This is a genomic window from Flavobacterium nitrogenifigens (genome assembly GCF_003254565.1).
GTDB classification, from domain to species: Bacteria; Bacteroidota; Bacteroidia; order Flavobacteriales; family Flavobacteriaceae; genus Flavobacterium; species Flavobacterium nitrogenifigens.
The window spans coordinates 1-26,873 of the sequence record NZ_QJRI01000148.1; the positions used below are offsets into that span (position 1 = coordinate 1).

Below are 26,873 nucleotides of genomic sequence, written 5' to 3' on the forward strand. Positions count from 1 at the left end.
AAGATTGAAGCGGATAGCGGGAAATAGCTCCTAATTAACATTGAAATTCCAATCTTTCAAATTCCAGATCCCAAAACTGGATGCGATTCGCTACGCTCAGCCTAACAATCGAGGCTTTCTCCTTATATATACAAAAACAAACCCGACAGGTTTTTAAAACCTGTCGGGTTGCTATACTATAATATATATGTATATAAAATTACTTCTTATTTAAATCTTTTGCTTTTTGTTGCCACTTCTCTGATAGATCTTCATAATCTACGGGACTCGCTGGCTTCTGATTTACCAATCGGCCAGATTCAAATGCTCGAACCAAGATTGTTTCTATCAAGTAGTCTTCGTTTACATCATATGGCTTATACTCCTCTTTTAAACTTATATCAAATAAATTGGCCGTTGTATTAGAAACAAAGGCTTTGAATCCGCTTTTTAAAGTTTTAATCAACTCGTAGGTTGTAATTCCTGTCTGACGATGAATCAATTTCACTAAAATCTGCCCTTGTTTCCTAGAGAGTTTTTTAAGCCTTTCTTCAAACTCGTTGTTTAAATAATCTTCTACAATCTTAAAATACTTCTTTTTCTCTCGGCTGGTTTTTAAACGCGCCATTCCGTTATTCAATGCAGTTAATCGTTCTGCCGCAAGTTTAGCATAAGGATATACTTTATATACTCTGTTTTGAAGAATCTGAAATTGTTTCATTTCTTCTGGACTCATCTTTTGCCCTTTTGAAATAATTATTTCTGGCAATTGAATAGTGTCAGCGAGAATAGAATCTTTCTCTGTTAATATGTATCCCATTTGTTCATTTTCCTTAGGAGTAACTTGGGCTTTGGAAGAAAAACAAACTAAGAGTATAAATAAAAAGGTGGTTAGTCTCATTGAATCATAATTTAAATGTAAAATTATATATTTATACACAACTCTGATACCAAATTTATATTTTAGCAAAAAAATATTTTTATGAGTACGAAATCTATCTTAAATGATACTTCAATAGCATTTTTAGAAAGCTACCTAAATAACGCTTCTCCAACAGGTTACGAAAGTGAGGGACAAAAACTTTGGATGAATTATTTAAAACCTTATGTAGATGCTTTTATTACAGACACTTACGGAACGGCTGTTGGTGTAATCAATCCAGATGCTCCTTACAAAGTTGTAATTGAAGGACATGCAGATGAAATTTCATGGTATGTAAACTATATTACAGAAGATGGTTTAATATATGTAATACGAAATGGGGGTTCTGATCATCAGATTGCTCCTTCTAAAAGAGTAAACATTCATACTAAGAACGGAATTGTGAAAGGTGTTTTTGGATGGCCCGCTATTCATACCCGTTTGCGTGACAAGGAAGAGATTCCTAAATTAAGTAATATTTTTATTGATTTAGGATGTGAAACCAAAGAGCAAGTTGAAGCATTAGGTGTTCATGTTGGATGTGTAATTACATATCCAGACGAATTTATGATTTTGAACGAGAATAAGTTTGTTTGTCGTGCAATCGATAATAGAATGGGCGGTTTCATGATTGCTGAAGTTGCTCGATTATTAAAGGAAAACAACAAAAAACTTCCATTTGGTTTATATATTGTAAATTCTGTTCAAGAAGAAATTGGTCTGCGAGGAGCTGAAATGATTGCGCATCGCATAAAACCAAATGTGGCTATTGTGACTGATGTTACTCACGACACCACTACTCCAATGATTGATAAAAAGGTTGAAGGCGACCTTAAAATGGGTAAAGGTCCTGTTATTGGCTACTCTCCTGCTATTCAGAATAAATTGCGCGATTTGATTGTTGATACTGCTGAGGAGAAAAAAATTCCGTTTCAGAGACATGCTACTTCGCGTGCAACGGGTACAGATACTGATGCTTTTGCTTATAGTAATGGAGGTGTGCCATCTGCATTAATTTCGCTCCCGTTACGATATATGCACACTACTGTAGAAATGGTTCATAGAGATGATGTTGAAAATGTAATTCAGCTTATTTATGAAGCTTTGTTGAAAATTGAGAACAACGAGACTTTTTCTTATTTTAACTAATATACTTTTAATGTAAATCCGATTTGAGCTATTAAATCGGATTTGCAACTTATAAAACCTCATATGAAAATATTACTGCTCGAAGACGATTTTACTTTATCAAAAGAAATTTCCGCATTCTTTACTTCAAAAGAATTCGAGTGTGTTCCTTATTATGATGGTTCTTTGCTTCTTAAAAAGTACTTTCCGTACGAATATGATTTGATTATTCTTGATATCAACGTTCCTGGAATAAACGGAATTGACGTTTGTAAAGGGATTCGTGAAATCGACAAAAAGACGCCAATCATAATGCTTACTGCTTTTAGCGAAATTGAAGATAAGTTATCTTCTTTTGATAATGGTGCCGATGACTATCTTGTGAAACCATTTCATTTTGATGAATTGTATGCAAGAGTCCAATCTTTATTAAGGAGAAAAGAAGTTCCGCAACAGACAGAAAGTAAAATCGTCATTAAAGATTTAGAAATCTTTGAAGAAGATATGAAAGTTTTTAGAGCAGGCGAAGAAATTAAGCTTACTCCGAAAGAATTCAAATTGATTTTGATTTTGGCACATGCCAAAGGAAAAGTGCTTTCTAAACAGTTTATAGCAGAAAAACTTTGGGATTATCATATAGAAACCAATCAGAATACTATTGAGGTTTACATTAATTTTTTAAGAAAAAAGATTGATAAAGAACATGATGTCAAACTTCTCAGAACTAAAGTAGGTTACGGATATTACTTAAGCGATCAGGAATGACATTAAAAAATAGAATATCACTTTTAGTAAGTTTACTGTTTACCATCCTTTTTGGATTGGCATCTACGGTGATATTCATTTTATATTCCAATTATCGAAAAGAAGAGTTTCGGGATCGATTAGAAATCAAAGCTCTATCGAACATCAAGCTATTAGTTAATGTAAAACAAGTCGATAATCAGCTCTTAAAAATAATAGACCAAAATTCTATCAACAAACTGTATGATGAAAAGACTTTGGTTTTTGATTCTAATTACAAACTGATTTATAGCAGTATTGATGATGCCAAAATCAATTGGTCTGTTGATGATTTAAAATACCTTAAAAAGAATAAAACTTTTTTTAAACAACAGGGCGATTATGAAGTTTATGGCGTTTTCTATGATACGAACGACAAAGATTTTTATGCTTTAATTTCTGCCACCGATGATTATGGCAAGAAAAAGTTACTTTTCTTGAGATATACTTTAATTATATCATACATCTTTTTTACTTGTGTTTGCTGGCTGTTAACTTCATTTATGGTTAGAAAGGCTATGAATCCGCTTCATGCTTTTCATCAGAAAATAAAAAACATAAACGAAAATAATCTCGATACTAGAATTGAATCTAAAAGCACTAAAAATGAAATTGATTTAATTGCGGATGAGTTTAATTTCATGATGGATCGTATCGAACTTTCGTATCAAAAACAAAAAGAATTTACTGCCCACGCATCGCATGAACTGAGAACACCACTATCTAGAATGACTTCTCAGATAGAAAATGCTATGGCTGAACCAGAGCTTCAACAAAAAAACAAGTCCTTTTTAAACTCAATTTTGGCCGATGTCAATCATTTAAGTGAATTAATCAATTCTCTGCTTATCCTTTCAAAAATTGATAACAGAAAAGCAGATCATCATGAAGTGCAGAGAATAGATGAAATTCTATTTTCTTCGATCGAAAAAATAAACAAAGCATTCCCCGATTTTGTTATTCTTTTTGAAATGGAAGAAAGCGAAGATCTTGATACTGCCTTAGAAATAAAAGGAAATAAAAATCTTTTAGAAATAGCTTTAACCAATATTTTAAAAAATGCCTGTGTCTATTCAGACAATAAACAGGCAAAAGTAAAAATAAGCACCGATCATTATCATCTAATCGTTTCTGTATCCAATACCGGAGAAACTTTAAACGAAGAAGAACAAAAGAACCTTTTTCAGCCTTTTATGCGTGGCCACAACTCAAAAGGCACTTCTGGTTTTGGGCTTGGTTTAAGAATTGTGCAGCGCATACTTATATTGCACAAATCAAACATAACTTACTCTATACCAAATATTAACACGAATTTATTTCAGTTATTTTTTAATTTGTAAACAATTTTAAGCTATTTTTAAGGTAGATTTTAAGCTCTCTTAAAGCCTGTTGATAGCATATTTGTACAACTTAAAGATGATACAATGAAAAAGTTATTCGCATTGCTGTTATTTGCACTTTTAAATCAAGCTGCAATAGCACAAAAATCACTTACTCTCCAAGACTGCGAAAGTCAATTTTTGAAAAAAAACCTATTTTTACTGGCATCCCAATATAACATTGATGCCGCAAAAGCGCTCACTATTCAGGCTCGTATTTGGGATAATCCAACGATAACTGCCGAATTGAATGCTTATAATCCTGAAAGGGAAAAGTTTTTTGATATTGGCAAAGAAGGTCAAAAAGCATTTAGCATCGAACAGCTTATTTATCTTGGAGGAAAAAAACGTAACGAGGTTAAGTTAGCTCAAACCAATACCCAATTGGCAGAACTACAATTTAATGATGTCTTACGCACCTTAAAACTGCAATTGCGTAAAAGCTTCTATACGGTGTATTATAATACTAAGAATCTTGAAAACACCGACAAGCAATTGGCTCACATCGAAAACTTAATTAACTCTTATTCTGTTCAGGCTCAGAAAGGAAATATTCCTTTGAAAGATGTTGTTCGATTACAGTCGTTATATCTGAATTTTAAAAATGAGCGTCTAGAAGTTATAAATAACAATATCGAAGAACAGGCTAATTTGAAATTGCTTTTAAATGAAACTGAAAATGTAATTCCAGTTGTAAGCAAAGACGACTCAAATAAATACTTAAAAATAATCGATTTTGATCTTAAAAGCTTTGAAGAACAAGCTATTGCAAATCGCCCAGATTATTTAGCCAAGCAAAAAGAAATTGATGCGAATGAATTAAATGTAAAATGGCAAAAATCGCTTTCTGTTCCAGATCTTACTCTTGGTGCCAATTATGACCAGCGAAGTGGAGCTTTCAACAAAGAAGCCAATGTAAGCATTGGTATTCCGCTTCCTTTATGGAATAAAAATAAAGGAAATATTAAGTACGCCCAAACCATTTTGGAACAGTCTAAAATTGAAAAGCAAAATTTTGAACTGCAACTGCAAACAGAAATTACATCGGCATGGACAAAATGGGATGAATCTAGACAAAACTACAGCGTGATAAAACCAACCGTAAATTCAGATTTTGAAGCGGTTTATAATGGAATGCTTACCAATTTTCAAAAACGAAACGTAAGCCTTTTAGAATTTACCGATTTTATGGAAAGCTACAATCAGGCGATAATTCAGTTAAACGAATTAAAGAAAAAAGTAGTAATCGCAGGCGAAGAACTAAATAGCACCATCAACAAAGATTTATTTTAAAAAACTACAGAAATGAAACATATATTATTCATCGGAATTGCACTAGCAGGTTTATCTCTTACGAGCTGCAAAAAAGAAGTTGAAAATCCTGAGACAAATACCTCTTTTGTTTTGAGTGATACTATGCTTAAAAGCACTACCACAGCCGAAGCTACAACTCAACCGTTAAAAAACGAACTTAGCTTTTACGGAAAAATCACGGCTGACAACAATAAAATGATTGATGTTTATCCGTTGGTTGGTGGAAATGTAATGAAAGTAAATGTCGAACTTGGTGATTATGTTAAGAAAGGACAAGTTCTTGCTACTATAAAAAGTACCGATGTTGCTGATTTTGAAAAACAATCTATTGATGCAAAAAGCGATTTGCTTGTGGCTAAAAACAACTTAAAAGTAGCGCAAGAATTATTTGACGGTAAACTGAATTCTGAAAGCGATGTTCTTCAGGCAAAATCTGAAGTAAATAAAGCGCAGTCTCAATTAAGCAAAATTCAGGAAACCTATAAAATTTACAACATCAAAGCGGGTTCAATTTATGAAGTAACAGCACCAATAAGTGGTTTTATTATTCAGAAGAGTATCAATCAAGATATGCTTTTGCGAAATGACCGCTCTGAAAACATATTTGACATTGCAGAAATCAGCGAAGTTTGGGCAATGGCTAATATTAATGAAATTGATATTAATAAAGTAAAATTGGGAACGAGTGCTACAGTAACCACTTTGAGTTATCCTGACAAAGCGTTTTACGGAAAAGTAGATAAAATCTACAATGTAATTGATCCAGAAACGAAAGCAATGCAGGCTAGAATTAAGCTAAACAATCCAGATTATATGCTTAAGCCTGACATGAACGCCAATATAAAACTGTCTTTTAATGAAAATCAATCTATGATAGCCGTGCCTAGTAAAGCTATCGTTTTTGATAAAAGCAAAAACTTTGTCGTGGTATTTAAAGACCGAAATAACATTGAAACCAGACAAGTAGAAGTTTATAGAGTGGTTGGAGACACTACCTACCTTTCAAGTGGTTTAAAAGAAAATGAAAAAGTAATCACCAACAATCAGCTATTTATTTATGGTGCTTTAAATAATTAAGACATGAACAAATTCATAAAAAATATTATTGCTTTTTCGCTAAAGAATAAAGCATTTACCTTCTTTTGGGTTGGATTATTGGCTGTTGCTGGATTCATTTCATTCAAAAATATGCCTATTGATGCTTTTCCAGACGTTACCAATACTCAGATTATTATCATTACGCAATGGAACGGAAAAAGTGCCGAAGAAGTAGAACGTTTTGTGACTTCTCCGATCGAGATTTCGATGAACTCCGTTCAGAAAAAAACAAGCGTTAGAAGTATTACCATGTTTGGTCTCTCTGTAATTAAAATTATTTTTGACGATGGAGTTGACGATACATTTGCCCGTTTTCAAGTAAACAATTTACTTAAAAATGTTTCTCTCCCGGATGATGTTGAGCCAGACGTACAGCCACCATACGGTCCAACGGGTGAAATTTTTAGATATATTGTAAAAAGTGACAGCAGAGACAGTAGAGAATTATTGACTTACCAAAACTGGGTTATCGATAAACAATTGCGTTCTCTTCCTGGTGTTGCCGATTTAAACGTTTTTGGAGGTCAAACTAAAACTTATGAAGTTGGAGTTGATCCAATCAAATTGGCTAAATACAACATTACACCTTTGCAAGTTTATAATGCTGTAAATGCTGGCAACTTAAACGTTGGTGGTGACGTTATTGAGAAAAACGGACAAGCATTTGTTGTACGTGGAGTTGGTTTGTTAAAGTCGAAAGAAGATATTGGAAATATTATTGTTGATGATGCTGGAGGAAATCCAATTTTAGTTAAAAATTTAGCTGATGTTTACGAAAGCTCGATGCCTAGAGTAGGTCAAACAGGTATTGGAAATAATGACGACGCCGTTGAAGGAATTGTGGTAATGCGAAAAGGCGAAAATCCGCAGGAAACGCTTGCTTTAATAAAAGCCAAAATCAAAGATCTTAATGATAATGTTTTGCCAAAAGACATTAAAATTGAAACATTTTACGATCGTGATAATTTGATGAATTTCACAACCGAAACCGTAATGCACAATTTATTTGAAGGTATTATTCTGGTTACTGTTGTCGTATTTCTTTTTATGGCCGACTGGAGGACTACTTTTACAGTTTCCATTGTTATTCCGCTTTCTTTATTATTTGCATTCTTATGTCTTAAAATGATGGGAATGAGCGCCAACTTATTAAGTTTAGGTGCGGTCGATTTTGGAATTATTATAGATGGAGCCGTCGTAATGGTTGAAGGTCTGTTTGTGGTTTTAGACCATCGAGCGCATCAGCTGGGAATGGAGAAGTTTAATAAAATTGCTAAAGGAAGTCTGATTAAGAAGACAGGAACAGAAATGGGTAAAGCTATTTTCTTCTCCAAACTGATTATTATTACGGCTTTACTACCTATTTTCTCTTTCCAGAAAGTAGAAGGAAAAATGTTCTCTCCCCTAGCCTTTACATTAGGTTTTGCCTTATTAGGAGCACTTATTTTTACCTTGACTTTGGTTCCGGTTCTTTCTCATATTTTATTAAATAAAAATGTAAAAGAAAAACATAATCCGTTTGTGAATTTTTGGGATCGAATTGTCAGTAAAGGTTTTAAATGGACATTTAAACATAAAATACAAACATTAATTGCGTCTACGGGATTACTGGCCGCTGTTTTCTTTTCAGCTGGATTCTTAGGAACAGAATTTTTACCACAATTAAACGAAGGAGCTTTATGGGTTACTGCAGAATTACCAATGAGTACTTCGCTACCTGAAAGTGTGAAAACAGCATCAATGATTAGAAAAGACTTAGAAAGTTTTCCTGAAGTTAAAAAAGTTTTATCTCAAACCGGGCGAAGCAACGATGGAACTGACCCGAATGGTTTTGGATTTATCCAGCTTCAAGTTGACTTACTGCCAAAAGCAGAATGGAAACGTAAAATTTCTATGGATGATCTGATTAATGAAATGGATAATAAACTTAAAGTGCATCAGGGAATCACATATAATTATTCTCAGCCTGTAATTGATAACGTTGCAGAATCGGTAGCAGGATTTAAAGCTTCAAATGCTGTAAAAATTTATGGTGATGACTTAAATAAATTAGATCAGCTCGCTAATGAGGTTTTAGCACAAATTAAAAATATTCCAGGTATAAAAGATGTTGGAATTTTGAGAAATGTTGGCCAGCCAGAAATAAGCGTAATTCTAGATCGTGAAAAAATGGCTGCTTATGGAGTAACTTTAAGCGATGCACAAGCAGTTTTAGAATTAGCTTTCGGAGGAAAAACAGCAACTGAAAAGTATGAAGATGAAAAGAAATTTGATGTTCGTGTTCGTTTTTCTAAAGAATACCGAAAAGATGAAAAAGATCTGGAAGAAATTAAAGTTCCAACCATCAGCGGAATCAAAATTCCTTTAAAAGAAATCTGCGATATTAAAACTATTACGGGTCCAGCTTTTATATATAGAGATAATACCAAACGTTTTATTGGAGTAAAATTCTCAGTGCGTGATCGAGATTTAGGAAGTACAATTGCCGAAGCACAGCAAAAAGTAAATCAGTTAAAACTTCCTGCTGGTTATACGACAGGATGGACAGGTGAATTTGAAAATCAAGTTCGTGCAAGTGCACGTCTGGCGCAAGTTGTGCCAATAAGTTTAATTGGAATTTTTGTGCTGTTATTTATTCTGTTTGGTAATTTTAAAGATTCACTTCTTGTTTTAGCCAATGTCCCTTTTGCCATCATTGGAGGTATTATTGCACTGCATATCACAGGAATGAATTTCGGAATTTCTGCCGGAGTTGGATTTATAGCGCTTCTCGGAATTTGCATTCAAAATGGAGTTATTCTAATATCCGAATTTCATCATAATCTGAAAGCGAAGTATTCTCTCGAAGAATCTATTTTTAGAGGAGTAAAAGCCAGAACCAGAGCAGTAGTGATGACAGCTTTAATGGCTTCAATCGGATTAATGCCTGCCGCAATTTCTACAGGAATTGGATCAGAATCACAGAAACCGCTTGCTATTGTAATTATCGGCGGGCTTATGACAGCAACTGTTTTAACTCTCTTAGTATTTCCAATTTTATTCTGGATATTCAACAGAAAAAAACATGTGCCAATAGAATAAAACAATTAAAATATTTAGTTTTAAATCAATTTGTTGGGATTTAAAAAAAGAAGAAGCATCATTCTCGTAATGATGCTTTTTTGTTGAATCTAAATTTATTTAAAACAAAAAAAATGACCTTTTGCTCAGAAAGGTCATTTTTACTAACTCAAAACTTTTAAACTGTTATTTCAAATCTTTCAAAAGCGCAATTGCTTCCGTAGCATTTGATCCTTGTGCATATTTTAATGCTGTATAACCTTTTTCATTTTTAGTATTAGGTTTTGCTCCATTAGCCAATAAAACTTTTATGATTTCGTGTTTATTGTAAAGTGCAGCCGTCATCAAAGGAGTAAAATCTTCAGATAATTGGTTTACATCCGCGCCGTATTCAATAAATTTTTTAACGGTTTCAAGATCTCCTTTACTAATAGCAACATTTAAAGGAGTTCCTACATAACTTTTAAGCTCAACTGTTTTTTTAATAGCTGAAATTTCGTTTGAAGCCATTGCTACATTTCCAAATGTTACTAGGGCTAGTCCTAAATAAATAACTGATTTTTTCATAATGATTGATGTTTATTAAATGATTGATGATGATTTTAATTTGATGATGTAAAGGTAAATTATTTTATCGTATTATGTATTACAAAGTACCATGTTTTAACCAATTCTTAACATTTACTTAATAAAACGCTAATTAAAGAACCTGAACGTTATCAAATTATTGATTTTACTATAATAGACTACCGAAATGAAAAAATGTTACAATAAATCTTATTTTTTTTACTCTTTTTAAAATCAATGTTCTTCCAACACATAAAATAATTCTTTAAATTTACTATATCATTAAAAATCAAAACAATAACACTTTATTACTAAAGCCTTATAATTCTGGACTTCACAATAAAACCAACCAAAAGAATAATGACCTTAAATCCAAGAGTCATGATTTTTATTAAAAGAATTTTAGTTATTTTAATTTTACTTATTTCAATTGTTTTAATTGCAGCTTATTTTATGCCGAAAGAATATTCGGTAGAAAGAGAAATTACAATTAGCAAACCAGCTGATAGCATTTTTAAATATGTTCGTTCCCTAAAAAACCAAAATGAGTTTAGCGTATGGGCAAATATGGATCCAAAAATGAAAGTTCGTTATAGAGGAATTGACGGCATGATTGGTTCTGTTTCTTCATGGGAAAGTAACGTAAAAGAAGTTGGCGTTGGTGAACAGGAAATCACAAAAATTACAGAAAACAGACGTTTAGATTTTGCACTTCGTTTTAAAAAGCCAATGGAGGACACTGCTGTAGGGTTTATGTCTACAGAACCGATTTCTGAAAACCAGACAAAAGTAAAATGGGGAATTAGCGGCGTAATTCCCTATCCTACAAATATTATGCTTCCCCTATTACGAATGGATCAAATGATTGGAAACGATTTACAAAAAGGCCTAGAGAATTTAAAAGATAAAATGGAATAATTCAGAAATTTCTAAAAAGAAAAATGCAACTCCATTATTTTGAGTTGCATTTTTTTTATTTACGTTTTTTACTGCTTCTATTCTTTTTTTCTTTTAAAATAGATATCGCTTCTGTAGATTTTCCAAACTCTGCAAAATGCAAGGCAGTAAGTCCTCTATCATTTTCAATTGAAAGATCTGCTCCTTTTTCGAGTAAAATTTTGATAATTTCGACTTGATTGAATCTTGCTGCTACCATTAAAGGTGTCATATTATTGACAATTTTGTTGACATCGGCACCATAAGATATAAATATCTTTACGCTTTCGAGATCACCTTTGCTTATAGCTAGATGAAAAGGAGAATTTGAATAAATTAAATGTTCTCTTTGATTTTTGATACTTAACTGGTAAGTTGACGCTTCTGACTCATACGTAAAAATGAAAACTGCTCCTAAAATAATTACTGCTTTCTTCATAATGATTGTTTTTTTTTAATGATTGATGATGAAATATTTCTATTTTAGACGACTAAAGAAAGAACTAGGTTGCACATTTTTGAAAAAAAAGAAAAGCATCATCCTTTCTATAAGATGATGCTTTTCATTTCTTTCTTTTGCTCTTAATTTTTTACCTAAGCCCTTTCAAAATCTCTGCAGACTCTGTTGATTTGGCATATCGTGCATAATCTAATGCTCTAAGTCCATGACTATTTTCTATTGACGGTTTAGCTCCATTTGCCAATAAAAGTTTTACGATTTCGACATTGTTAAAACGAGCTGCAAGCATTAAAGGCGTCATATTGCGCACAATTTTGTTTACATCTGCACCATATTCAATGCTTTTCTTTACGGTTTCAATATCTCCATTACATACCGCTAAATGTAAAGGCGATGCTAAATCAAGAGGAATTTCAATTTGATTTTTACTTTCTAACTTAAAATTAGAAGCTGTTGCAAAATTTGCAAATACGGCCAAAGCCGTTCCGAAAACGATTACTGTTTTTTTCATGATTGATTGCTTGTTTAATGATTAATGATTGTGATGATTACTTGTTAGACGCTCACTATGCACAAAACGTTGCATCAAAAATGAAAAAAAATGATAAAATTTCTAGAATATAACTCAAATGCTCAATTAAAGCTACTGAATCATGTTTTTCTATAAATTTTAAGTTAGATTTTCTATTGCTAATTAGTTATATCAAAAGAAAATGCCCTACTGTAAGACGTACAGCAGGGCATTTTTCATTATAAATTTTAAATTAGTTTAAATTCAAGTTTATTATTTTGAAGAAAGATATTCTAATACATTTTTTTCAATACGCTGATCAATATTGGCAATATCAGCTTTTACAAATTTTTCTCCTAAAATATTTTCGTATAATTCAATATATCTTTCAGAAACTGATTCAATATATTCATCTGTCATATTTGGAATCTGCTGCCCGTCTTTTCCTTGGAAACCATTTTCGATTAACCAACGACGAACAAATTCTTTAGATAACTGTTTTTGTTCCTCACCTTTTTCTTGTCTTTCAGCATAACCGTCAGCATAGAAATAACGAGAAGAATCTGGAGTGTGAATTTCGTCTATTAGAACAATAACTCCATCTTTGGTTTTACCGAACTCGTATTTTGTGTCTACTAAAATCAATCCGCGTTTTGCTGCAATTTCAGTTCCTCTTTGAAACAAAGCTCTAGTATATTTTTCTAAGACCAAATAATCTTCTTCAGAAACAATTCCTTTTGCCAAAATATCTTCACGAGAAATGTCTTCGTCATGAGAACCATTATCTGCTTTTGTAGTTGGCGTAATAATTGGCTCAGGAAATTTATCGTTTTCTTTTAAGCCTTCAGCCATAGTTACACCACAGATTTGTTTTCTTCCAGCTGCATATTCGCGAGCTGCGTGGCCAGACAAATAACCGCGAATAACCATCTCTACTTTAAAAGGATCACATAAATGTCCAACAGCAACGTTTGGATCTGGAGTAGCAATCAGCCAATTTGGAACGATATCTTGTGTCAATTCCATAAATTTTGTTGCAATCTGGTTTAAGATTTGTCCTTTGTACGGAATTCCTTTTGGCAAAACTACATCAAAAGCCGAAAGTCTATCGGTAGCCACCATTACTAAAAGTTCGTCGTTAATATTGTAAACTTCTCTAACTTTTCCGCGGTAAACTGATTTCTGGTTCGGGAAATTAAAATTTGTAGTTGTGATTGTATTACTCATTATCTAGTTGTGTTGTTTTTTTATGAAGGCAAATTTAAAACTATTTGGCAGAGCAAACAAAGAAAATATTACTTCAATTTTAGTGAATTATTTAAAACTCAAAATTCCTTTACCAAAAGATTTTATTGATGCGTCAAGACTACCAAGTGTCGTATCTGATAGTTTTTTAAAATCGGTCGATTTGACGATTAAAATTTGTCCTTGATCTTTAGCTGGCGCATTTGGAATAAAAATTACAGCTGAGCCATTTTCATCTTCTTCAATTAAATGTGCGGGTTGCCAAAAATCTCCGTTTTTAAATAAAATAGGCAAATCTGTAACGGGTTTAGGCTCATGATTTCTTTTCAAAAGTTTTTCTTCTGCTTCTTTTTTATTTTTTTCATAACCTGGCAAAAAGATCATCAGCTTCTCGTCTACCCAATTGGTAAATCTTTTTAAAATAGACAAACGCATCAAAAAACCGCTCAAATAAATTAAAACCACCAAAATCATTCCGCCTACAATATCGGTAGCGTATTTTCCTAATATCAAATCTAATCGCAGGAAGTGTGCAAATTTTTCTCCATAATTCTGAAAAAACTTCCAGACTTTTCCCAATAGAATAAAAAAAACTAAAAGCGGTAATAAAACTAATGCTCCCGAAATCAAGTTTCGTTCAGCTTGAAGTAGAAATTTTTTCATGGTTAAAATAATTAAGGTTAAAAAAATAAGAGCTAATTCTCTGTGAATTAGCTCTTATAAAAATAACTATTATTTAGTATTCAGCAACAATCTGAACATAAAATACTATTAATTAACTTGTTGCAAATTCTTTATCTAAAATTTTAGACACAATATATTTTGCAACACCATCTTCTGCATTTGTTTTAATTACCTCCAAATCTGGCAAAGCATCTTTTAAAATTGAAGGCGCATTTCCCATAATCAGACCTTTTCCAGTTGCAGACAACATTTGTAAATCATTAAAACCATCTCCAAACGAAATAGCTTCATCCAAAGTAAAGCCTTCTTTTTCTAACACTTTTTCAATTGCAACTGCCTTGTCTACAGATTTGTCCATAAATTCTAAGCAAGTTGGCAAGCTAAAAGCGTGATGCAAATGTTCTGAAGAGTTTGCTAAAACAGCATCTCTTACTTTTACCAATTTTTCATGACTCTCGCAAGAGAAAAAAATCTTGATCGCTTTAAAATCTTCAATTGTTTTATAATCGACCAATTCAGGACGATATTTTAAATCGGCTTGAAAAGAATTTAATCTTTCATTCCATTTATTAGTCTGCCAAACATTTTCTTTGAATAACACAACCGTAACATCTGGATCGATTTCTATATTTAAGGCCGCTTTAACCACATCGCTGTCTAAATTAAAAGCAAAAAGTTCTTCTTTATTTGGCGAATGGATTCTTCCTCCATTAGAACTTACAAGGTAAACTGGCACTTCAAGTGTATCTATAATAGCCAACGCATCAAGATGATGACGTCCTGTAGCCACCACAATTAGGTAACCTTGATTATGAAGTTCCTGAAAAACTGATTTGGTATATTCTGAAATTCGGTGTTGTGGGTTGAGCAAAGTTCCGTCAAGGTCACTTACAACCGCTTTTATATTTTTAAGTTTTGTCATATTAATTGTCAAATTCGATGAAATGCAAATTTAAAGCTTTAAGACCGTTTAGCCAAAGATTACACGCTTTGAAAGCTAGATTTGAGGTAAGTTTATTATTTATTTAACTATTCCGTTAAATTATACGTTTTAAACAATTAAATCTTAACAATTCCATTTTTATACAAATTTATGGCTTTCTGAATTACTGCTTCAATTTGTTTCAAAGGCAAATTTTCATTAACATCGAACATCATGATTTTCATTCTCGAACGATTTTCTTGAACAAGGAATGACTCATCAAAATGTTTTCCCTCAACGATTCCGATATAAGGTTGTTTGAGTTTTTTATGAATCCATAAATAGCAGAACATTTTTCCTTTATAAGAGAAAAATGGCATTCCGTATTTTAAAGTATTGGTAATGTCTTGATCTTGTTTTAATATGATTTCTTTTAATGCGAGAAATATTCCTTTTATGGGTTCTTCTTGGTTTAGGTAGAAATAGTCTAGTTGTTTCATTTTTTCAAATCAGATCTAGTATCCAAATTCTTCTTTCCACTCAGCAATTTCTTTTGGATGCTCTTTATCGTTTGGATAATGCTTTTTAACAAAATGAAATTGATCTCTCGTAAGCAATACAATTTTCCCATCGTTACCTGAGCTAATCGGATAAAATTGCTCATCACTTCCTTGTATTTTAAGTTGATCATTTAGCATCTCTACAAAATATAAATACGCTATTGTCCAATCGTAATTTCCAAAATCATTATCAAAAGCGATATATTCTTTTCCATTTAATTTTATCTTATGCAGTAAATGTTTTTCCGTTTGAGATTCAAATTCTTCAGATATTACTAGTTTTAAATTTATCTTATCAAATAAAACTTGAACGGTTTCTAAATATTGAATTAATCCTTCTCCTTCAAACAATGTTTCAGAATCAATAAAATAAAATCTATTATCTGTAAAACTTAAATCTTCTCTCATTTGGCCTTCAAAGAAATTCAATTTATCATAAGATTTTTCAAATTCATTTCTTGTAATTTTCAAATCATTTTTATCGGTTAAATTGAAAAAATTCAATCTGTTTAATTCTTGAACAATTTCCTTTCCAGTTAATTTATTTATTTTTCTTTCTGTTTTATCTTCCTCTCTTTTTTGGGCATAAAACCTAACCGCAAAAAAAAGTAGACCAACAATCAAAATAATTTTACTTTCCATTCTTTTTTAATCGCATGATTCTTTCTTCAATGATAATAAAAAAATATTCGTTTTGCACTTTTCAAAAGAAAACATACAAAACGAATATTAATAAATGTTAAAACACAATTCACGATTTACATTTAACATTTCACTATAATTTATAATTAATCGTGATTCTCAATTTGTTTATAAGCATCGATTACCTTTTTAACCAATCTGTGGCGCACGATATCTTTATCATCCAGATAAATAATTCCGATGCCTTCAATGTCTTTTAGAACCAAAAGCGCTTCTTTAAGACCAGAAATTGTTCTTCGTGGCAAATCGACCTGACCTGGATCACCAGTAATCATGAATTTGGCATTTTTTCCCATACGGGTCAAAAACATTTTCATTTGTGAGTGAGTCGTATTCTGAGCCTCGTCAAGAATTACAAAAGCATTGTCAAGAGTTCGTCCACGCATGAAAGCCAAAGGTGCAATTTGAATAATTCCTTTTAGGATATAATCTTCGAGTTTTTCATTCGGAATCATATCGCGTAATGCGTCATAAAGCGGTTGCATGTAAGGATCAAGTTTTTCCTTCATATCTCCAGGCAAGAAACCAAGATTTTCACCTGCTTCAACTGCAGGACGCGTTAGAATGATTCTTTTTACTTCCTTATCCTTTAGCATTTTTACTGCCATTGCAACTCCTGTGTACGTTTTTCCTGTTCCGGCAGGACCTACTGCAAAAACCATATCGTTCTTTTTTACAGTATCAACCAGCAATTGCTGATTTGGAGTCATTGCCTTCACAATCTTACCGCCAACACCATGAACTAAGATTTTGTCATGATCGTAAGCTCTCTTTTCGTCCTGACCATCACTCATTATTACACGCTCAATTACATTATCGTCAATATTGTTGTAACGTGTAAAGTGAAGCATTAATCTTTGAAATCTTTTTTCGAATTCGTCTAAAACTTCTTTTTCGCCAAATGCTTTTAAAGTTGTCCCTCGCGCTACGATTTTAAGCTTTGGGTAATACTTTTTAATTATTTCTAAATGGCTGTCTTGCGCGCCCCAAAATTCTTTGGGTGCAATATCTACTAGCTCGATTATTCTTTCGTTCAAATGAAGTAGTTTTAAATTAAAAATTCCTTTTAATATTTAGTGGTTGTCGGGTCTTTTTTATTTATCACAATAATCAAACTCAGCTTTCAATTTCATTCTCATAAAACTTAAATTAGTGTTTTTGAATATTGTAACTTGCAAATACTTTAAAAATCACAATTTGTCTTTTCTTTCTTTCAATTTGTGTTTACTATTATTAGCTTTGCATTTCTCAAATTTAATGAAAATTAGATTTAAATACTATCAATAGTTATAAACAAAAATATGTCAATAATTACCCTTACTACAGACTACGGCTTGAAAGATCACTTTGTGGGGTCGCTGAAGGGTAAAATACTATCTGAAAATCCAGAGGTTCAAATCGTTGACATTTCTCATGACATTGATCCCTTTAATACTGCCGAAGCAAGTTACATTATTGGCGCAGCTTATATGAGCTTCCCAAAAGGCACTGTTCACCTTATTGGTGTTGATATTGAACGCAATAAAGAGAACCAACATGTTGCTATGCAATGGAACGATCACTACTTTATTTGCGCCGATAACGGAATCTTAAGTATGCTTACGCAGAAAATCGTTCCACAAAAGATTGTGGCAATTAACATTCATGATCGTTTCCCGATTGAAGCTACAGATTTGGATATCTTTATTCAGGTCGCTTCTCACTTATCAAAAGGCGGTTTGCTAAATGTAATTGGAAAAGAAATTCAATCTATTAAAGAAGCGACCGAACTGCAAGCTCTAGTTGCTGATGACGGAAATTCTATAAAAGGAAACATCATTTACATTGATCATTTTGGAAACGTTGTAACTAATATTTCTAAAAAACAATTCTTAGAAATTTCGCGCGGACGTCCGTATGAAATTGTAATGAATCCAAAGAGCATCAAAACGATTCTTCCTAATTATTCGGCAATTGCAACTTCTGACAAATACCCGATTAAAACTTATGAAGGAGAAAAATTAGCGATTTTTAATGAAGCTGGTTTTCTTGAAATTGCCATTTTCAGAAGCAACCCTTCTAAAGTGGGTTCTGCAAATAGTTTGCTTGGATTGAATTATCGCGATGTGATTACGATTAAATTCTCCTAAATTAATTTTAGATTTTAGAATTCAGATTTTTGTTTAATTCTCTCGCAGATTTTGCTGGATGAGCAGATTTTTTATTGTTTTTAATTTGAAATATAGCCCGTGGTTTCAACCACGGGGACACAACGCATATCACTCAACGTTTCCCGTGGTTGAAACCACGGGTTATGTTTGAAAAATACTGTGAAAATAGAATCTAAAAATCGATATTTATAATATTTCATTTTTTATTTAAAACAATAATCTATTTTGGTATTTTTGCGCACCTGTAATGCTTTAGATAATTCAAAAAATCTAAAATCAACAGTCTAAAATCTTAAATTACAAACATGTTTGTTCGAATAGTAAAAATGAGTTTTCACGAAGAAAAAATTCCCGATTTTCTAGAGAATTTTGAATCGGTGAAAGAGAAAATACGAAATGCAGAAGGAAATCGTTTTTTAGAATTGTATCAGGACAAAAATGACAAATGCATCTTTTTCACTTACAGTTACTGGGAAACCGAAGAAGATTTAGAAAATTACAGAAACTCTGAACTGTTTAATACCGTTTGGGATTTTACAAAAAAACTATTCAATGCAAAACCAGAAGCTTGGAGTGTTGACAAACTGGTAAGCTTAAATTAAAATGATATTTAACCGCAAAGAACGCAAGTTTTCTTCTTAAAAAACTTTGTATAAAACGCTAAGTTCGCAAAGCTTTAAGTAAAAAACTTTGCGAACATTGCGTAAAACTTTGCGTTCTTTGCGGTTAAAAAAAACTTGAAACAAAATATATGAAGTCTATAATTTTACGAGAAATAAAATCCTTTTTCGGTTCTCCAATTGGCTATTTGGTCATTGCGATATTCTTAATCAGCAACGGACTATTTTTATGGGTATTCGAAGGAGATTATAATATTCTAAATACCGGTTATGCCGATTTAACTCCGTTTTTTACTCTAGCACCTTGGATTTTAATTTTCTTAATTCCAGCCGTAACCATGAGAAGTTTCTCTGATGAAAAAAAACAAGGAACTTTAGAATTACTTTTGACAAAACCTTTATCAATCTGGGAAATAGTAAATGGTAAATTCTTTGGTTCATTTTTACTGATCATACTAGCGATAATTCCAACTTTAATTTATGTAAAAGTAATTTCAGATTTAGGTTTGCCAGAAGGCAATATCGACATGGGAAGCACAATTGGTTCTTATTTCGGATTATTGTTTTTAATTGCTTCTTATTCAGCAATCGGAATCTTCACTTCTACCCTTTCAGAAAATCAGATTGTGGCTTTTATTATTGCCGTTTTCCTATGCTTTTTCTTTTATTTTGGTTTTGAAGGTCTAGCCACATTAATTCCAGGTTCAAACAATTTCATTTCGGTTTTAGGAATGCAAAATCACTTTAAAAGTATGAGCCGCGGTGTAATTGACACTCGAGATATTATTTACTTTTTAAGCATTGCGATCGCTTTTTTGTCTTTTACTGTTTACCAATTAAAATCTTTTAAAGCCTAATGAAACTATCTACTAAACATAATTTAAAGGCATTAGGCATCACTATTTTTATTTTAGTTGTATTAAATGTTTTCGGAACCTTATTTTTTCATCGTTTTGATTTAACCAAAGACAAACGTTATACCTTATCGCCAACTTCGTTAGGAATTGTAAAACAGGTTCAAAATCCGCTTTCTATAAAGATTTATATGGCTGGCGATCTTCCAGCAGATTTTAGACGTTTACAGCAGGAAACCAAACAGCTATTAGAGGAATTTCAAGCTTACAACAGCAATATTGTTTTCGAATTTGTTGATCCGTTAGAAAATGAAGATGAAAGCGAGGAACTGACAAAATCACTTTTCCAGAAAGGATTGACTCCTGTAAATATTACGGTTGATGATAAAGGAAAACAATCTCAAGCAATGGTTTTTCCTTGGGCTGTTGCAGTCTACAATAACAAAGAGGTTAATATTCCGTTGTTGAAAAATATAATGGGATCTTCTACTACACAAAAAGTAATTGGTTCTATTCAGCATTTAGAATATTCTATTGCTGACGCCATCAATAAAGTTACTAAAAACAAGCAGAAAAAAGTTGCCATCATAAAAGGAAACGGCGAATTGAACGAAATTCACGTTGCTAAAATGTTGATGCAAATTCGTGAGAGCTATTATATTGGACCTTTCACTTTAGATTCTGTTGCAAAAGATCCAAACGGAACTTTAAATGCATTAAAAAAATACGATTTAGCCATTATTTCTAAACCAACAGAAAAATTCTCTGATGAAGAAAAAGAAGTATTGGATCAGTTTATTATGAACGGCGGAAAAACCATTTGGCTAATTGACCAAGTGGCTGCCGATATGGACAGTTTATACAATGATATGGGTGCGACTTTGGCATATCCAAGAGATTTAAATCTAAACGATATGTTCTTTAAATATGGATTCAGAATTAATCCTGATTTGATTAAAGATGAGCAAGGAAGCCCTATCAAACTAGCAACTGGCGAACAAGGAAGTGCCACACAATATCAGGATTTTATCTGGAAATTTGCTCCACAGGTTTATCCAACGAGCCAGCATCCGATTGTTAAGAATTTAGGTGGAATTAAATTTGATTTTGCGAATCCGATTGACACTTTGAAAAATGGAATTAAGAAAACCGTATTATTACAATCTTCTCAATATTCTAAAACAATTGGTTCTCCTGTAGAAGTAAATCTGAACATGGTTACCGAGAAAACAACTCCGCAGGACTATTTAAATAAAGGAAATAAACCGCTTGCTGTTTTATTGGAAGGTTCATTTCATTCTGCTTTCGAAAATAGAATTCTGCCTTTCAAAGACAATTCGTTTACAGCACAAGGAAAACCAAACAAAATGATTGTTATTGCTGACGGGGATATTGCAAGAAATCAGTTGGACAAAAACATGATGCCAGTAGAATTAGGCTATGATCAAAGAACTGGCCAATTATACGACAATAAAGACTTCATCATGAATTGTATCAATTATCTTCTTGATGATACAGGACTTATTAACATTAGAAGTAAAGATGTTGAACTGCCTTTATTAGACAAAGAAAAAGTTTATGAAAGCTATACCTTTACGCAATTCATAACTATCGGAGTTCCAATTCTAATTTTATTGGTTTTCGGACTAGTTTTCACCTTTGTAAGAAAAAGAAAATACAGCAAATAGATGTTAATAAAAAAATGTAATACTTTGGATAGTTTAAGATATATTTGTAATCCGTATATTTAGCCCTTTATTTGCTAAAGCATCCATCAAAAAAATAAAATAAAACAGATGAAATTTATAGTATCGAGTTCGTACTTATTAAAACAATTACAAGTTTTAGGTAGTGTAATCAATAGTAATAATACGTTGCCAATTTTAGACAACTTTTTATTTGAACTAAACAACAATGAGTTGACCGTTTCGGCTTCAGATCTTGAAACGACAATGTCAGCTACATTATCGATCGATTCTACAAGTAAAGGAAGTGTAGCTGTTCCAGCTAAGCTTTTGCTTGAAATTTTAAAAACGTTCCCAGAACAGCCGTTAACTTTTACAGTTGAAGATAACAACACAGTAGAGATTAGCTCAAATTCTGGTAAATATGCATTGGCTTATGCTGCCGGAGAAGAATTCCCTAAAGCAGTAAGTCTTGAAGATCCATCTGTAACTCTTGTTCCTGCAGAAGTTTTGGCAACCGCAGTAAGCAAAACTATTTTTGCTGCTGGAAACGATGATTTACGTCCAGTAATGTCTGGAGTATTCTTCCAGTTTTCGCCAGAGGGATTAATTTTCGTTGCTACAGATGCTCATAAATTGGTAAAATATGCTCGTACAGATGTAAAAGCATCTCAAGTTGCAGATTTTATTATGCCTAAAAAACCATTAAACATTTTAAAAAGTATTTTAGGAACTTCTGATGCTGAAGTAAAAATCGAATACAACGATTCAAATGCGACTTTCTCATTTGACAATTATATCTTAATGTGTCGTTTAATCGATGGAAAATACCCGAACTACGAAGCGGTAATTCCAAAAGAAAATCCTAACAAATTAATGATTGACCGTTCTTTATTCTTAAGTTCTGTTAAACGTGTTGCGATTTTCTCTAACAAAACTACACACCAAATTCGTTTGAAAATTGCTGGAGCAGAATTAAATGTTTCTGCAGAAGATATTGACTACTCAAACAAAGCTGAAGAAAGATTGACTTGTGATTATCAAGGAGATGATTTACAAATTGGTTTCAACTCTCGTTTCTTAACTGAAATGCTAACAAACCTACAATCTGACATGATTATGCTTGAAATGTCATTACCAAATAGAGCTGGTATTTTAACGCCAGTAGATGGTTTAGAAGAGGGAGAAACAGTTACTATGTTGGTAATGCCTGTAATGTTAAATAGTTAACATTAAAGTTTCTTTCTGTTACAGGGATATTTTTTAGTTTTAAATAAAAGATCTATCATTGTAAAAAAAAGATATCGCTATTAACCAACCATTTTTTATACCTAGAAACCGCAATTCCCATAAAGAGTTGCGGTTTTTTATTTGAGGTTGTTTTTGTTTGAGGTTTCAAGTTTCAAGTTTCAGGTTTCAGGTTGATATACTATGCGTATAATTTTTACCGCAAAGTACGCAAAGGTTTTACGCAAAGTTCGCTAAGATTCTTGCTTAGGATTGTTTTAGAATACTAAGAACACAAAGCTTTGTGAACTTATCTCCTTTATAAAAGGCTTTGGAAAAAACAAAACTTTGTGACCTTTGCGTAAAACCTTTGCGAGCTTTGCGGTTAGAAAAACACAAAGCATATCAACCTGAAACTTGAAACCTAAAACTTGAAACAACAATTTTCCGTATCTTTGTAACATGAAAATAGAAATTTGGTCGGACATCATGTGTCCGTTTTGTTATATCGGAAAAAGACAATTGGAAACTGCATTAGCAGATTTTCCAAATAATCAGTTTGAAATTGAATGGAAAAGCTTTCAGCTTGATCCAACGATTACGTCGGAGCCTGATATGGACGTTTATACGTTCTTGGCAGAAAGAAAAGGCATGTCAATTGAGCAATCTAAAGAAATGCACAAAGGTGTCGCAGAACGCGCTAAAAGTGTTGGTCTGGATTATAACTTTGACAAAGCGGTTATCTCTAATTCTTTGAATGCTCACAGAGTTATTCAATTGGCTAAAACAAAAGGCTTCGGGGATCAAATGGAAGAAATCTTCTTTAAAGCTTATTTTACAGACGGGGAAGATTTAAATAACGGTCTTACTTTAATTAAACTAGGAGTTCAAGCCGGCTTAGAAGAAAAAGAAATTAGAGAGGTATTGGAAAGCGATACTTTATTCTTAAAAGAAGTTCAGTCAGATATTAAAGAAGCAGGCGAAATTGGTGTTCAAGGCGTTCCTTTCTTTGTATTTGACAGAAAATATGCTGTTTCGGGTGCTCAGCCTGTTGAAACATTTGTAAAAACAATTCAAGAGGTTTTAAAATAAACTTTACTCTTACAAAATTTAAAAGCGTGCTGTCTATATATAAACAGCACGCTTTTATTATTTAGTCTTTTCAATAAACTAAAAAAATTAATGACCAGCTCTACCTTTTGAATCTGTTGATTTTGTTGTAGTGCTTTTTCCTCTAGAACCATTCATAGATTTTTGAGTTTTTCCAGAATCTTTCATTCCAGATTTCGAATCTTTTCTTGAAGTTTCCATAATGTTATAATTTTTTAAATTATTAGTTATACAAAGTTGCAAAATACGTAAGTCTTTATTTTACAGAATCATACTTGAATTTTACAAAATACGACTTAACTTAAAATATCACTGCAAACAAATCATGTAAGATTAAAAGCAAATCTTATAATTTTTTTAAGCAGCTAATTTCCAAATTTGTATATATCATTTTGAAACATTTACTAATTTAAAATAGCAGCCATGAGAACAGATACCAAAAACAGAAAAACTGCAAGATTAAATGATTACAAATGCAGCAAACCCAATCATATTGATACGGCTCATGAAAATGAAGCTATGGATCAAGAATTTACTTCGGGACAAGATCAAGATAATCATTACAGAAATCAATGCGATCATTTCTCTGATGATTGTTGCGAAATCATAGAAAGCGGACTAAATCTGGCTGAGGATAATACGCCTTATTCTTCTTATGATGGCATGAATCCGTATGACAGTTATAATTTAGATAATGAAAATGATAAATATAGTTGCCTACCATATAGGAATTTTAAATATTAAGAAATTCAATAGTTACTTTCTAAAAAAACTTTCCGATAAAACTAAATTTACATCTAGTTAATAATCAGTAAATTATACGAATTTATTCTTAAAAATAAAAGAATTATCTTTCAAATTTTAGGCTTATTTTAGTTGAATCAACTTCTAAAGCTTTGAAAATGAAGAATATTACATCAAAATTTGACAAAGTCCTAAACAATTCTACAACCTACGGAAATGTTAATCACGAGCCAGATTCGAGCACAGAAACTCAATTAAACACCCCCGAAAAATCAATGCCGTTTTCGGATCAGATTGGGAATTACCAACGTAATATTGGAATTCCGTTCAAATCGTATGAAAACAGTAATATCTATATTGTTGGAAGCGGTATTGCCGGAATGGCGGCTGCTTATTATTTCATTCGAGATGGAAGAATTCCAGCTAAAAACATCACTTTTCTAGAGCAGCTTCATATTGATGGCGGTTCACTTGACGGCGCAGGAAATCCGAAAGATGGATATATCATACGTGGCGGTCGAGAAATGGATATGACATACGAAAACCTTTGGGATATATTTCAAGATATTCCAGCTCTTGAAATGCCACCTCCCTACACTGTTTTAGACGAATATCGATTAATCAACGATAATGATTCTAATTATTCTAAAGCAAGGCTAATTCATAAAAACGGAGAAATTAAAGACTTTAGCAAATTTGGCTTAAATAAGAAAGATCAGCTTGCAATTGTAAAACTTCTATTAAAAAGAAAAGACGAATTGGATGATTTGACCATAGAAGATTATTTCAGCGAAACATTTTTAGAAAGTAACTTCTGGACCTTTTGGCGCACTATGTTTGCTTTCGAAAATTGGCACAGTTTACTAGAGCTTAAATTATATATGCATCGCTTTCTGCATGCCATTGACGGATTAAACGATCTTTCTTCTTTAGTTTTTCCGAAATACAATCAGTACGATACTTTTATTACACCACTTCGAAAATTCCTTGAAGAAAAAGGTGTAAACATAAAATTCCACACTTTAATCAAAGATTTAGTAATTCAAAGCAATACTGAAGGTAAGATTGTAGAAGGAATTATTACTGAACGCGAAGGAAAAGAAACCAGACATCCCATCAGTAAAGACGATTTTGTAATTGTGACCACTGGTTCTATGACCGAAGATACTTTTTATGGAGATAATAAAACGGCTCCAATTATTAAAATTGACAACTCAACAAGCGGAAAAAGTGCAGGATGGATGTTATGGAAAAATCTCTCAGCCAAATCTCCTATTTTTGGTAAACCAGAAAAATTCTGTTCTAATATCGAAAAATCATCTTGGGAATCGGTTACGCTTACTTGTAGACCATCTGCTTTAGTAGAGAAACTAAAAGAATATTCGGTAAACGATCCGTACTCTGGAAAAACAGTTACTGGAGGAATTATTACCATTACCGATTCTAATTGGCTAATGAGTTTTACCTGCAACAGACAGCCTCATTTTCCAGATCAGCCAGATGATATTTTAGTACTTTGGGTTTACGCCTTGTTTATGGACAAACCTGGAAATTACATTAAAAAAGTAATGCCTGAATGTACGGGAGATGAAATTCTTACTGAATTATCTTTCCATTTGGGTATTTTAGACAAACTAGATAATATCATAGAAAACACAATTGTTAAAACTGCTTTTATGCCTTACATCACATCGATGTTTATGCCAAGAGCAAAAGGTGACCGTCCTAGAGTTGTTCCTGAAGGATGCAAAAATCTTGGTTTAATTGGACAATTTGTAGAAACGAATAACGATGTGGTATTTACAATGGAAAGTTCTATTAGAACGGCTAGAATTGCGGTTTACAAATTATTGAATTTGAACAAACAGGTTCCAGATATTAATCCGCTACAATATGATATTCGACATTTACTGAAAGCGGTTAGAACATTGAATGACGGAAAAGCATTTTTGGGCGAAGGCATTCTGCATAAAGTTCTTAGAGGCACTTATTTTGAGCATGTTTTGCCGCCAATTGAAGAAGATAAAGAAGAACATGAATCTTTTATTGCTGAACAAGTAAACCGATTTAAAGATTGGATAAAAGGAATTAAAGATTAAATTATGAATTATTACTCTAAAATGATTTAAATTACTTTATCTAGAGCAATAAATAATATTCTGTTAGAAATATCTGATCGGTAGAAAAATAGAGGATCATGTTTTGCAATGTGTCTTGTAGGGACACTTGTTCT

General features: G+C 32.4%; 26 protein-coding genes. 15 read left to right on the plus strand and 11 right to left on the minus strand.

The genetic code is table 11. From position 1 onward, the window contains the following. Positions 1-199 precede the first annotated feature (199 nt). Positions 200-880 (minus strand): DUF4294 domain-containing protein, encoded by a 681-nt coding sequence (locus DM397_RS01065; protein ID WP_111375789.1) that lies wholly within the window; start codon positions 878-880, stop codon positions 200-202. Positions 881-961: 81 nt separating this feature from the next. Between DM397_RS01065 and DM397_RS01070 the strand changes: the two genes are divergently transcribed. From DM397_RS01070 to DM397_RS01095, 6 genes are all read left to right on the plus strand, one after another. Beyond that, positions 962-2,050: a M42 family metallopeptidase gene (locus tag DM397_RS01070; RefSeq protein WP_111375790.1), complete on the plus strand. Its 1,089-nt coding sequence runs from the start codon at positions 962-964 to the stop codon at positions 2,048-2,050. Between the two features lie 63 nt (positions 2,051-2,113). Then, positions 2,114-2,794: a response regulator transcription factor gene (locus DM397_RS01075; RefSeq protein WP_111375791.1), complete on the plus strand. Its 681-nt coding sequence runs from the start codon at positions 2,114-2,116 to the stop codon at positions 2,792-2,794. Continuing rightward, on the plus strand, positions 2,791-4,152 hold the full coding sequence (locus DM397_RS01080) for a sensor histidine kinase (protein WP_111375792.1): 1,362 nt from the start codon (positions 2,791-2,793) through the stop codon (positions 4,150-4,152). The genes DM397_RS01075 and DM397_RS01080 overlap by 4 nt, the downstream gene beginning before the upstream one ends. A gap of 84 nt (positions 4,153-4,236) precedes the next feature. Next, positions 4,237-5,484 (plus strand): TolC family protein, encoded by a 1,248-nt coding sequence (locus tag DM397_RS01085; RefSeq protein ID WP_111375793.1) that lies wholly within the window; start codon positions 4,237-4,239, stop codon positions 5,482-5,484. A 12-nt stretch (positions 5,485-5,496) separates the two neighbouring features. Next, complete coding sequence (locus DM397_RS01090) at positions 5,497-6,582, plus strand: efflux RND transporter periplasmic adaptor subunit (protein WP_111375794.1); 1,086 nt, start codon at positions 5,497-5,499, stop codon at positions 6,580-6,582. Positions 6,583-6,585: 3 nt separating this feature from the next. Continuing rightward, positions 6,586-9,684 carry an efflux RND transporter permease subunit gene (locus tag DM397_RS01095; protein ID WP_111375795.1) on the plus strand — a complete coding sequence of 1,033 codons (3,099 nt, stop codon included), beginning with the start codon at positions 6,586-6,588 and terminating at the stop codon, positions 9,682-9,684. A 165-nt stretch (positions 9,685-9,849) separates the two neighbouring features. Here the strand turns inward: DM397_RS01095 and DM397_RS01100 are convergent, their stop codons facing one another. Further along, positions 9,850-10,230 carry an ankyrin repeat domain-containing protein gene (locus DM397_RS01100; protein WP_111375796.1) on the minus strand — a complete coding sequence of 127 codons (381 nt, stop codon included), beginning with the start codon at positions 10,228-10,230 and terminating at the stop codon, positions 9,850-9,852. Between the two features lie 381 nt (positions 10,231-10,611). Here DM397_RS01100 and DM397_RS01105 point away from each other — a divergent pair, with 381 nt between their 5' ends. After that, entirely contained in the window at positions 10,612-11,148 is a 537-nt protein-coding gene (locus tag DM397_RS01105) for an SRPBCC family protein (RefSeq protein ID WP_111375811.1), read from the plus strand. A gap of 55 nt (positions 11,149-11,203) precedes the next feature. On the opposite strand, the gene DM397_RS01110 is transcribed toward DM397_RS01105, so the two are convergent. From DM397_RS01110 to DM397_RS01145, 8 genes are all read right to left on the minus strand, one after another. Continuing rightward, complete coding sequence (locus DM397_RS01110) at positions 11,204-11,605, minus strand: ankyrin repeat domain-containing protein (RefSeq protein ID WP_111375797.1); 402 nt, start codon at positions 11,603-11,605, stop codon at positions 11,204-11,206. 151 nt (positions 11,606-11,756) lie between these two features. Next, positions 11,757-12,137: an ankyrin repeat domain-containing protein gene (locus DM397_RS01115; protein ID WP_111375798.1), complete on the minus strand. Its 381-nt coding sequence runs from the start codon at positions 12,135-12,137 to the stop codon at positions 11,757-11,759. Positions 12,138-12,410: 273 nt separating this feature from the next. Then, a complete protein-coding gene (locus DM397_RS01120) occupies positions 12,411-13,364 on the minus strand; it encodes a phosphoribosylaminoimidazolesuccinocarboxamide synthase (protein ID WP_111375799.1) in 954 nt (317 codons plus the stop codon). 87 nt (positions 13,365-13,451) lie between these two features. After that, positions 13,452-14,045 carry a hypothetical protein gene (locus DM397_RS01125; protein WP_111375800.1) on the minus strand — a complete coding sequence of 198 codons (594 nt, stop codon included), beginning with the start codon at positions 14,043-14,045 and terminating at the stop codon, positions 13,452-13,454. A gap of 112 nt (positions 14,046-14,157) precedes the next feature. Beyond that, a complete protein-coding gene (locus tag DM397_RS01130) occupies positions 14,158-14,988 on the minus strand; it encodes a Cof-type HAD-IIB family hydrolase (protein WP_111375801.1) in 831 nt (276 codons plus the stop codon). Positions 14,989-15,125: 137 nt separating this feature from the next. Continuing rightward, on the minus strand, positions 15,126-15,488 hold the full coding sequence (locus DM397_RS01135) for a DUF1801 domain-containing protein (RefSeq protein WP_111375802.1): 363 nt from the start codon (positions 15,486-15,488) through the stop codon (positions 15,126-15,128). Positions 15,489-15,503: 15 nt separating this feature from the next. Continuing rightward, positions 15,504-16,190, minus strand: coding sequence for a hypothetical protein (locus DM397_RS01140; RefSeq protein ID WP_111375803.1), 687 nt, complete (start codon positions 16,188-16,190; stop codon positions 15,504-15,506). A gap of 146 nt (positions 16,191-16,336) precedes the next feature. Then, positions 16,337-17,287 (minus strand): PhoH family protein, encoded by a 951-nt coding sequence (locus tag DM397_RS01145; protein WP_008469028.1) that lies wholly within the window; start codon positions 17,285-17,287, stop codon positions 16,337-16,339. 264 nt (positions 17,288-17,551) lie between these two features. Here DM397_RS01145 and DM397_RS01150 point away from each other — a divergent pair, with 264 nt between their 5' ends. From DM397_RS01150 to DM397_RS01180, 6 genes are all read left to right on the plus strand, one after another. Further along, on the plus strand, positions 17,552-18,379 hold the full coding sequence (locus DM397_RS01150; protein WP_111375804.1) for an SAM hydrolase/SAM-dependent halogenase family protein: 828 nt from the start codon (positions 17,552-17,554) through the stop codon (positions 18,377-18,379). Between the two features lie 326 nt (positions 18,380-18,705). After that, positions 18,706-19,002: a putative quinol monooxygenase gene (locus DM397_RS01155; RefSeq protein ID WP_095930016.1), complete on the plus strand. Its 297-nt coding sequence runs from the start codon at positions 18,706-18,708 to the stop codon at positions 19,000-19,002. Between the two features lie 149 nt (positions 19,003-19,151). Beyond that, positions 19,152-19,877 carry a gliding motility-associated ABC transporter permease subunit GldF gene (gene gldF / locus DM397_RS01160; protein ID WP_111375805.1) on the plus strand — a complete coding sequence of 242 codons (726 nt, stop codon included), beginning with the start codon at positions 19,152-19,154 and terminating at the stop codon, positions 19,875-19,877. Then, the gene (gldG, locus tag DM397_RS01165) at positions 19,877-21,562 is read left to right on the plus strand and encodes a gliding motility-associated ABC transporter substrate-binding protein GldG (protein ID WP_111375806.1); all 1,686 of its coding nucleotides are present in this window, start codon (positions 19,877-19,879) and stop codon (positions 21,560-21,562) included. The genes gldF and gldG overlap by 1 nt, the downstream gene beginning before the upstream one ends. Before the next feature lie 108 nt (positions 21,563-21,670). Next, positions 21,671-22,789, plus strand: a complete 1,119-nt coding sequence (dnaN, locus tag DM397_RS01170) for a DNA polymerase III subunit beta (RefSeq protein ID WP_008469033.1) — start codon at positions 21,671-21,673, stop codon at positions 22,787-22,789. Between the two features lie 459 nt (positions 22,790-23,248). Then, the gene (locus DM397_RS01180) at positions 23,249-23,878 is read left to right on the plus strand and encodes a DsbA family oxidoreductase (protein ID WP_111375808.1); all 630 of its coding nucleotides are present in this window, start codon (positions 23,249-23,251) and stop codon (positions 23,876-23,878) included. Positions 23,879-23,965: 87 nt separating this feature from the next. On the opposite strand, the gene DM397_RS24075 is transcribed toward DM397_RS01180, so the two are convergent. Next, positions 23,966-24,097: a hypothetical protein gene (locus tag DM397_RS24075; protein ID WP_260402254.1), complete on the minus strand. Its 132-nt coding sequence runs from the start codon at positions 24,095-24,097 to the stop codon at positions 23,966-23,968. Positions 24,098-24,319: 222 nt separating this feature from the next. Here DM397_RS24075 and DM397_RS01185 point away from each other — a divergent pair, with 222 nt between their 5' ends. Together DM397_RS01185 and DM397_RS01190 are read left to right on the plus strand one after the other, a co-directional pair. Beyond that, complete coding sequence (locus DM397_RS01185) at positions 24,320-24,640, plus strand: hypothetical protein (protein ID WP_111375809.1); 321 nt, start codon at positions 24,320-24,322, stop codon at positions 24,638-24,640. A 158-nt stretch (positions 24,641-24,798) separates the two neighbouring features. Next, a complete protein-coding gene (locus DM397_RS01190) occupies positions 24,799-26,739 on the plus strand; it encodes an oleate hydratase (RefSeq protein WP_111375810.1) in 1,941 nt (646 codons plus the stop codon). Positions 26,740-26,873: the final 134 nt, after the last annotated feature.

Excerpts from the sequence above, each read along its gene's own strand:
- DM397_RS01065 (WP_111375789.1), bottom strand. The coding sequence starts at position 880 with ATGAGACTAACCACCTTTTTATTTATACTCTTAGTTTGTTTTTCTTCC.
- DM397_RS01070 (WP_111375790.1), top strand. The coding sequence starts at position 962 with ATGAGTACGAAATCTATCTTAAATGATACTTCAATAGCATTTTTAGAA.
- DM397_RS01075 (WP_111375791.1), top strand. The coding sequence starts at position 2,114 with ATGAAAATATTACTGCTCGAAGACGATTTTACTTTATCAAAAGAAATT.
- DM397_RS01080 (WP_111375792.1), top strand. The coding sequence starts at position 2,791 with ATGACATTAAAAAATAGAATATCACTTTTAGTAAGTTTACTGTTTACC.
- DM397_RS01085 (WP_111375793.1), top strand. The coding sequence starts at position 4,237 with ATGAAAAAGTTATTCGCATTGCTGTTATTTGCACTTTTAAATCAAGCT.
- DM397_RS01090 (WP_111375794.1), top strand. The coding sequence starts at position 5,497 with ATGAAACATATATTATTCATCGGAATTGCACTAGCAGGTTTATCTCTT.
- DM397_RS01095 (WP_111375795.1), top strand. The coding sequence starts at position 6,586 with ATGAACAAATTCATAAAAAATATTATTGCTTTTTCGCTAAAGAATAAA.
- DM397_RS01100 (WP_111375796.1), bottom strand. The coding sequence starts at position 10,230 with ATGAAAAAATCAGTTATTTATTTAGGACTAGCCCTAGTAACATTTGGA.
- DM397_RS01105 (WP_111375811.1), top strand. The coding sequence starts at position 10,612 with ATGATTTTTATTAAAAGAATTTTAGTTATTTTAATTTTACTTATTTCA.
- DM397_RS01110 (WP_111375797.1), bottom strand. The coding sequence starts at position 11,605 with ATGAAGAAAGCAGTAATTATTTTAGGAGCAGTTTTCATTTTTACGTAT.
- DM397_RS01115 (WP_111375798.1), bottom strand. The coding sequence starts at position 12,137 with ATGAAAAAAACAGTAATCGTTTTCGGAACGGCTTTGGCCGTATTTGCA.
- DM397_RS01120 (WP_111375799.1), bottom strand. The coding sequence starts at position 13,364 with ATGAGTAATACAATCACAACTACAAATTTTAATTTCCCGAACCAGAAA.
- DM397_RS01125 (WP_111375800.1), bottom strand. The coding sequence starts at position 14,045 with ATGAAAAAATTTCTACTTCAAGCTGAACGAAACTTGATTTCGGGAGCA.
- DM397_RS01130 (WP_111375801.1), bottom strand. The coding sequence starts at position 14,988 with ATGACAAAACTTAAAAATATAAAAGCGGTTGTAAGTGACCTTGACGGA.
- DM397_RS01135 (WP_111375802.1), bottom strand. The coding sequence starts at position 15,488 with ATGAAACAACTAGACTATTTCTACCTAAACCAAGAAGAACCCATAAAA.
- DM397_RS01140 (WP_111375803.1), bottom strand. The coding sequence starts at position 16,190 with ATGGAAAGTAAAATTATTTTGATTGTTGGTCTACTTTTTTTTGCGGTT.
- DM397_RS01150 (WP_111375804.1), top strand. The coding sequence starts at position 17,552 with ATGTCAATAATTACCCTTACTACAGACTACGGCTTGAAAGATCACTTT.
- DM397_RS01155 (WP_095930016.1), top strand. The coding sequence starts at position 18,706 with ATGTTTGTTCGAATAGTAAAAATGAGTTTTCACGAAGAAAAAATTCCC.
- gldF (WP_111375805.1), top strand. The coding sequence starts at position 19,152 with ATGAAGTCTATAATTTTACGAGAAATAAAATCCTTTTTCGGTTCTCCA.
- gldG (WP_111375806.1), top strand. The coding sequence starts at position 19,877 with ATGAAACTATCTACTAAACATAATTTAAAGGCATTAGGCATCACTATT.
- dnaN (WP_008469033.1), top strand. The coding sequence starts at position 21,671 with ATGAAATTTATAGTATCGAGTTCGTACTTATTAAAACAATTACAAGTT.
- DM397_RS01180 (WP_111375808.1), top strand. The coding sequence starts at position 23,249 with ATGAAAATAGAAATTTGGTCGGACATCATGTGTCCGTTTTGTTATATC.
- DM397_RS24075 (WP_260402254.1), bottom strand. The coding sequence starts at position 24,097 with ATGGAAACTTCAAGAAAAGATTCGAAATCTGGAATGAAAGATTCTGGA.
- DM397_RS01185 (WP_111375809.1), top strand. The coding sequence starts at position 24,320 with ATGAGAACAGATACCAAAAACAGAAAAACTGCAAGATTAAATGATTAC.
- DM397_RS01190 (WP_111375810.1), top strand. The coding sequence starts at position 24,799 with ATGAAGAATATTACATCAAAATTTGACAAAGTCCTAAACAATTCTACA.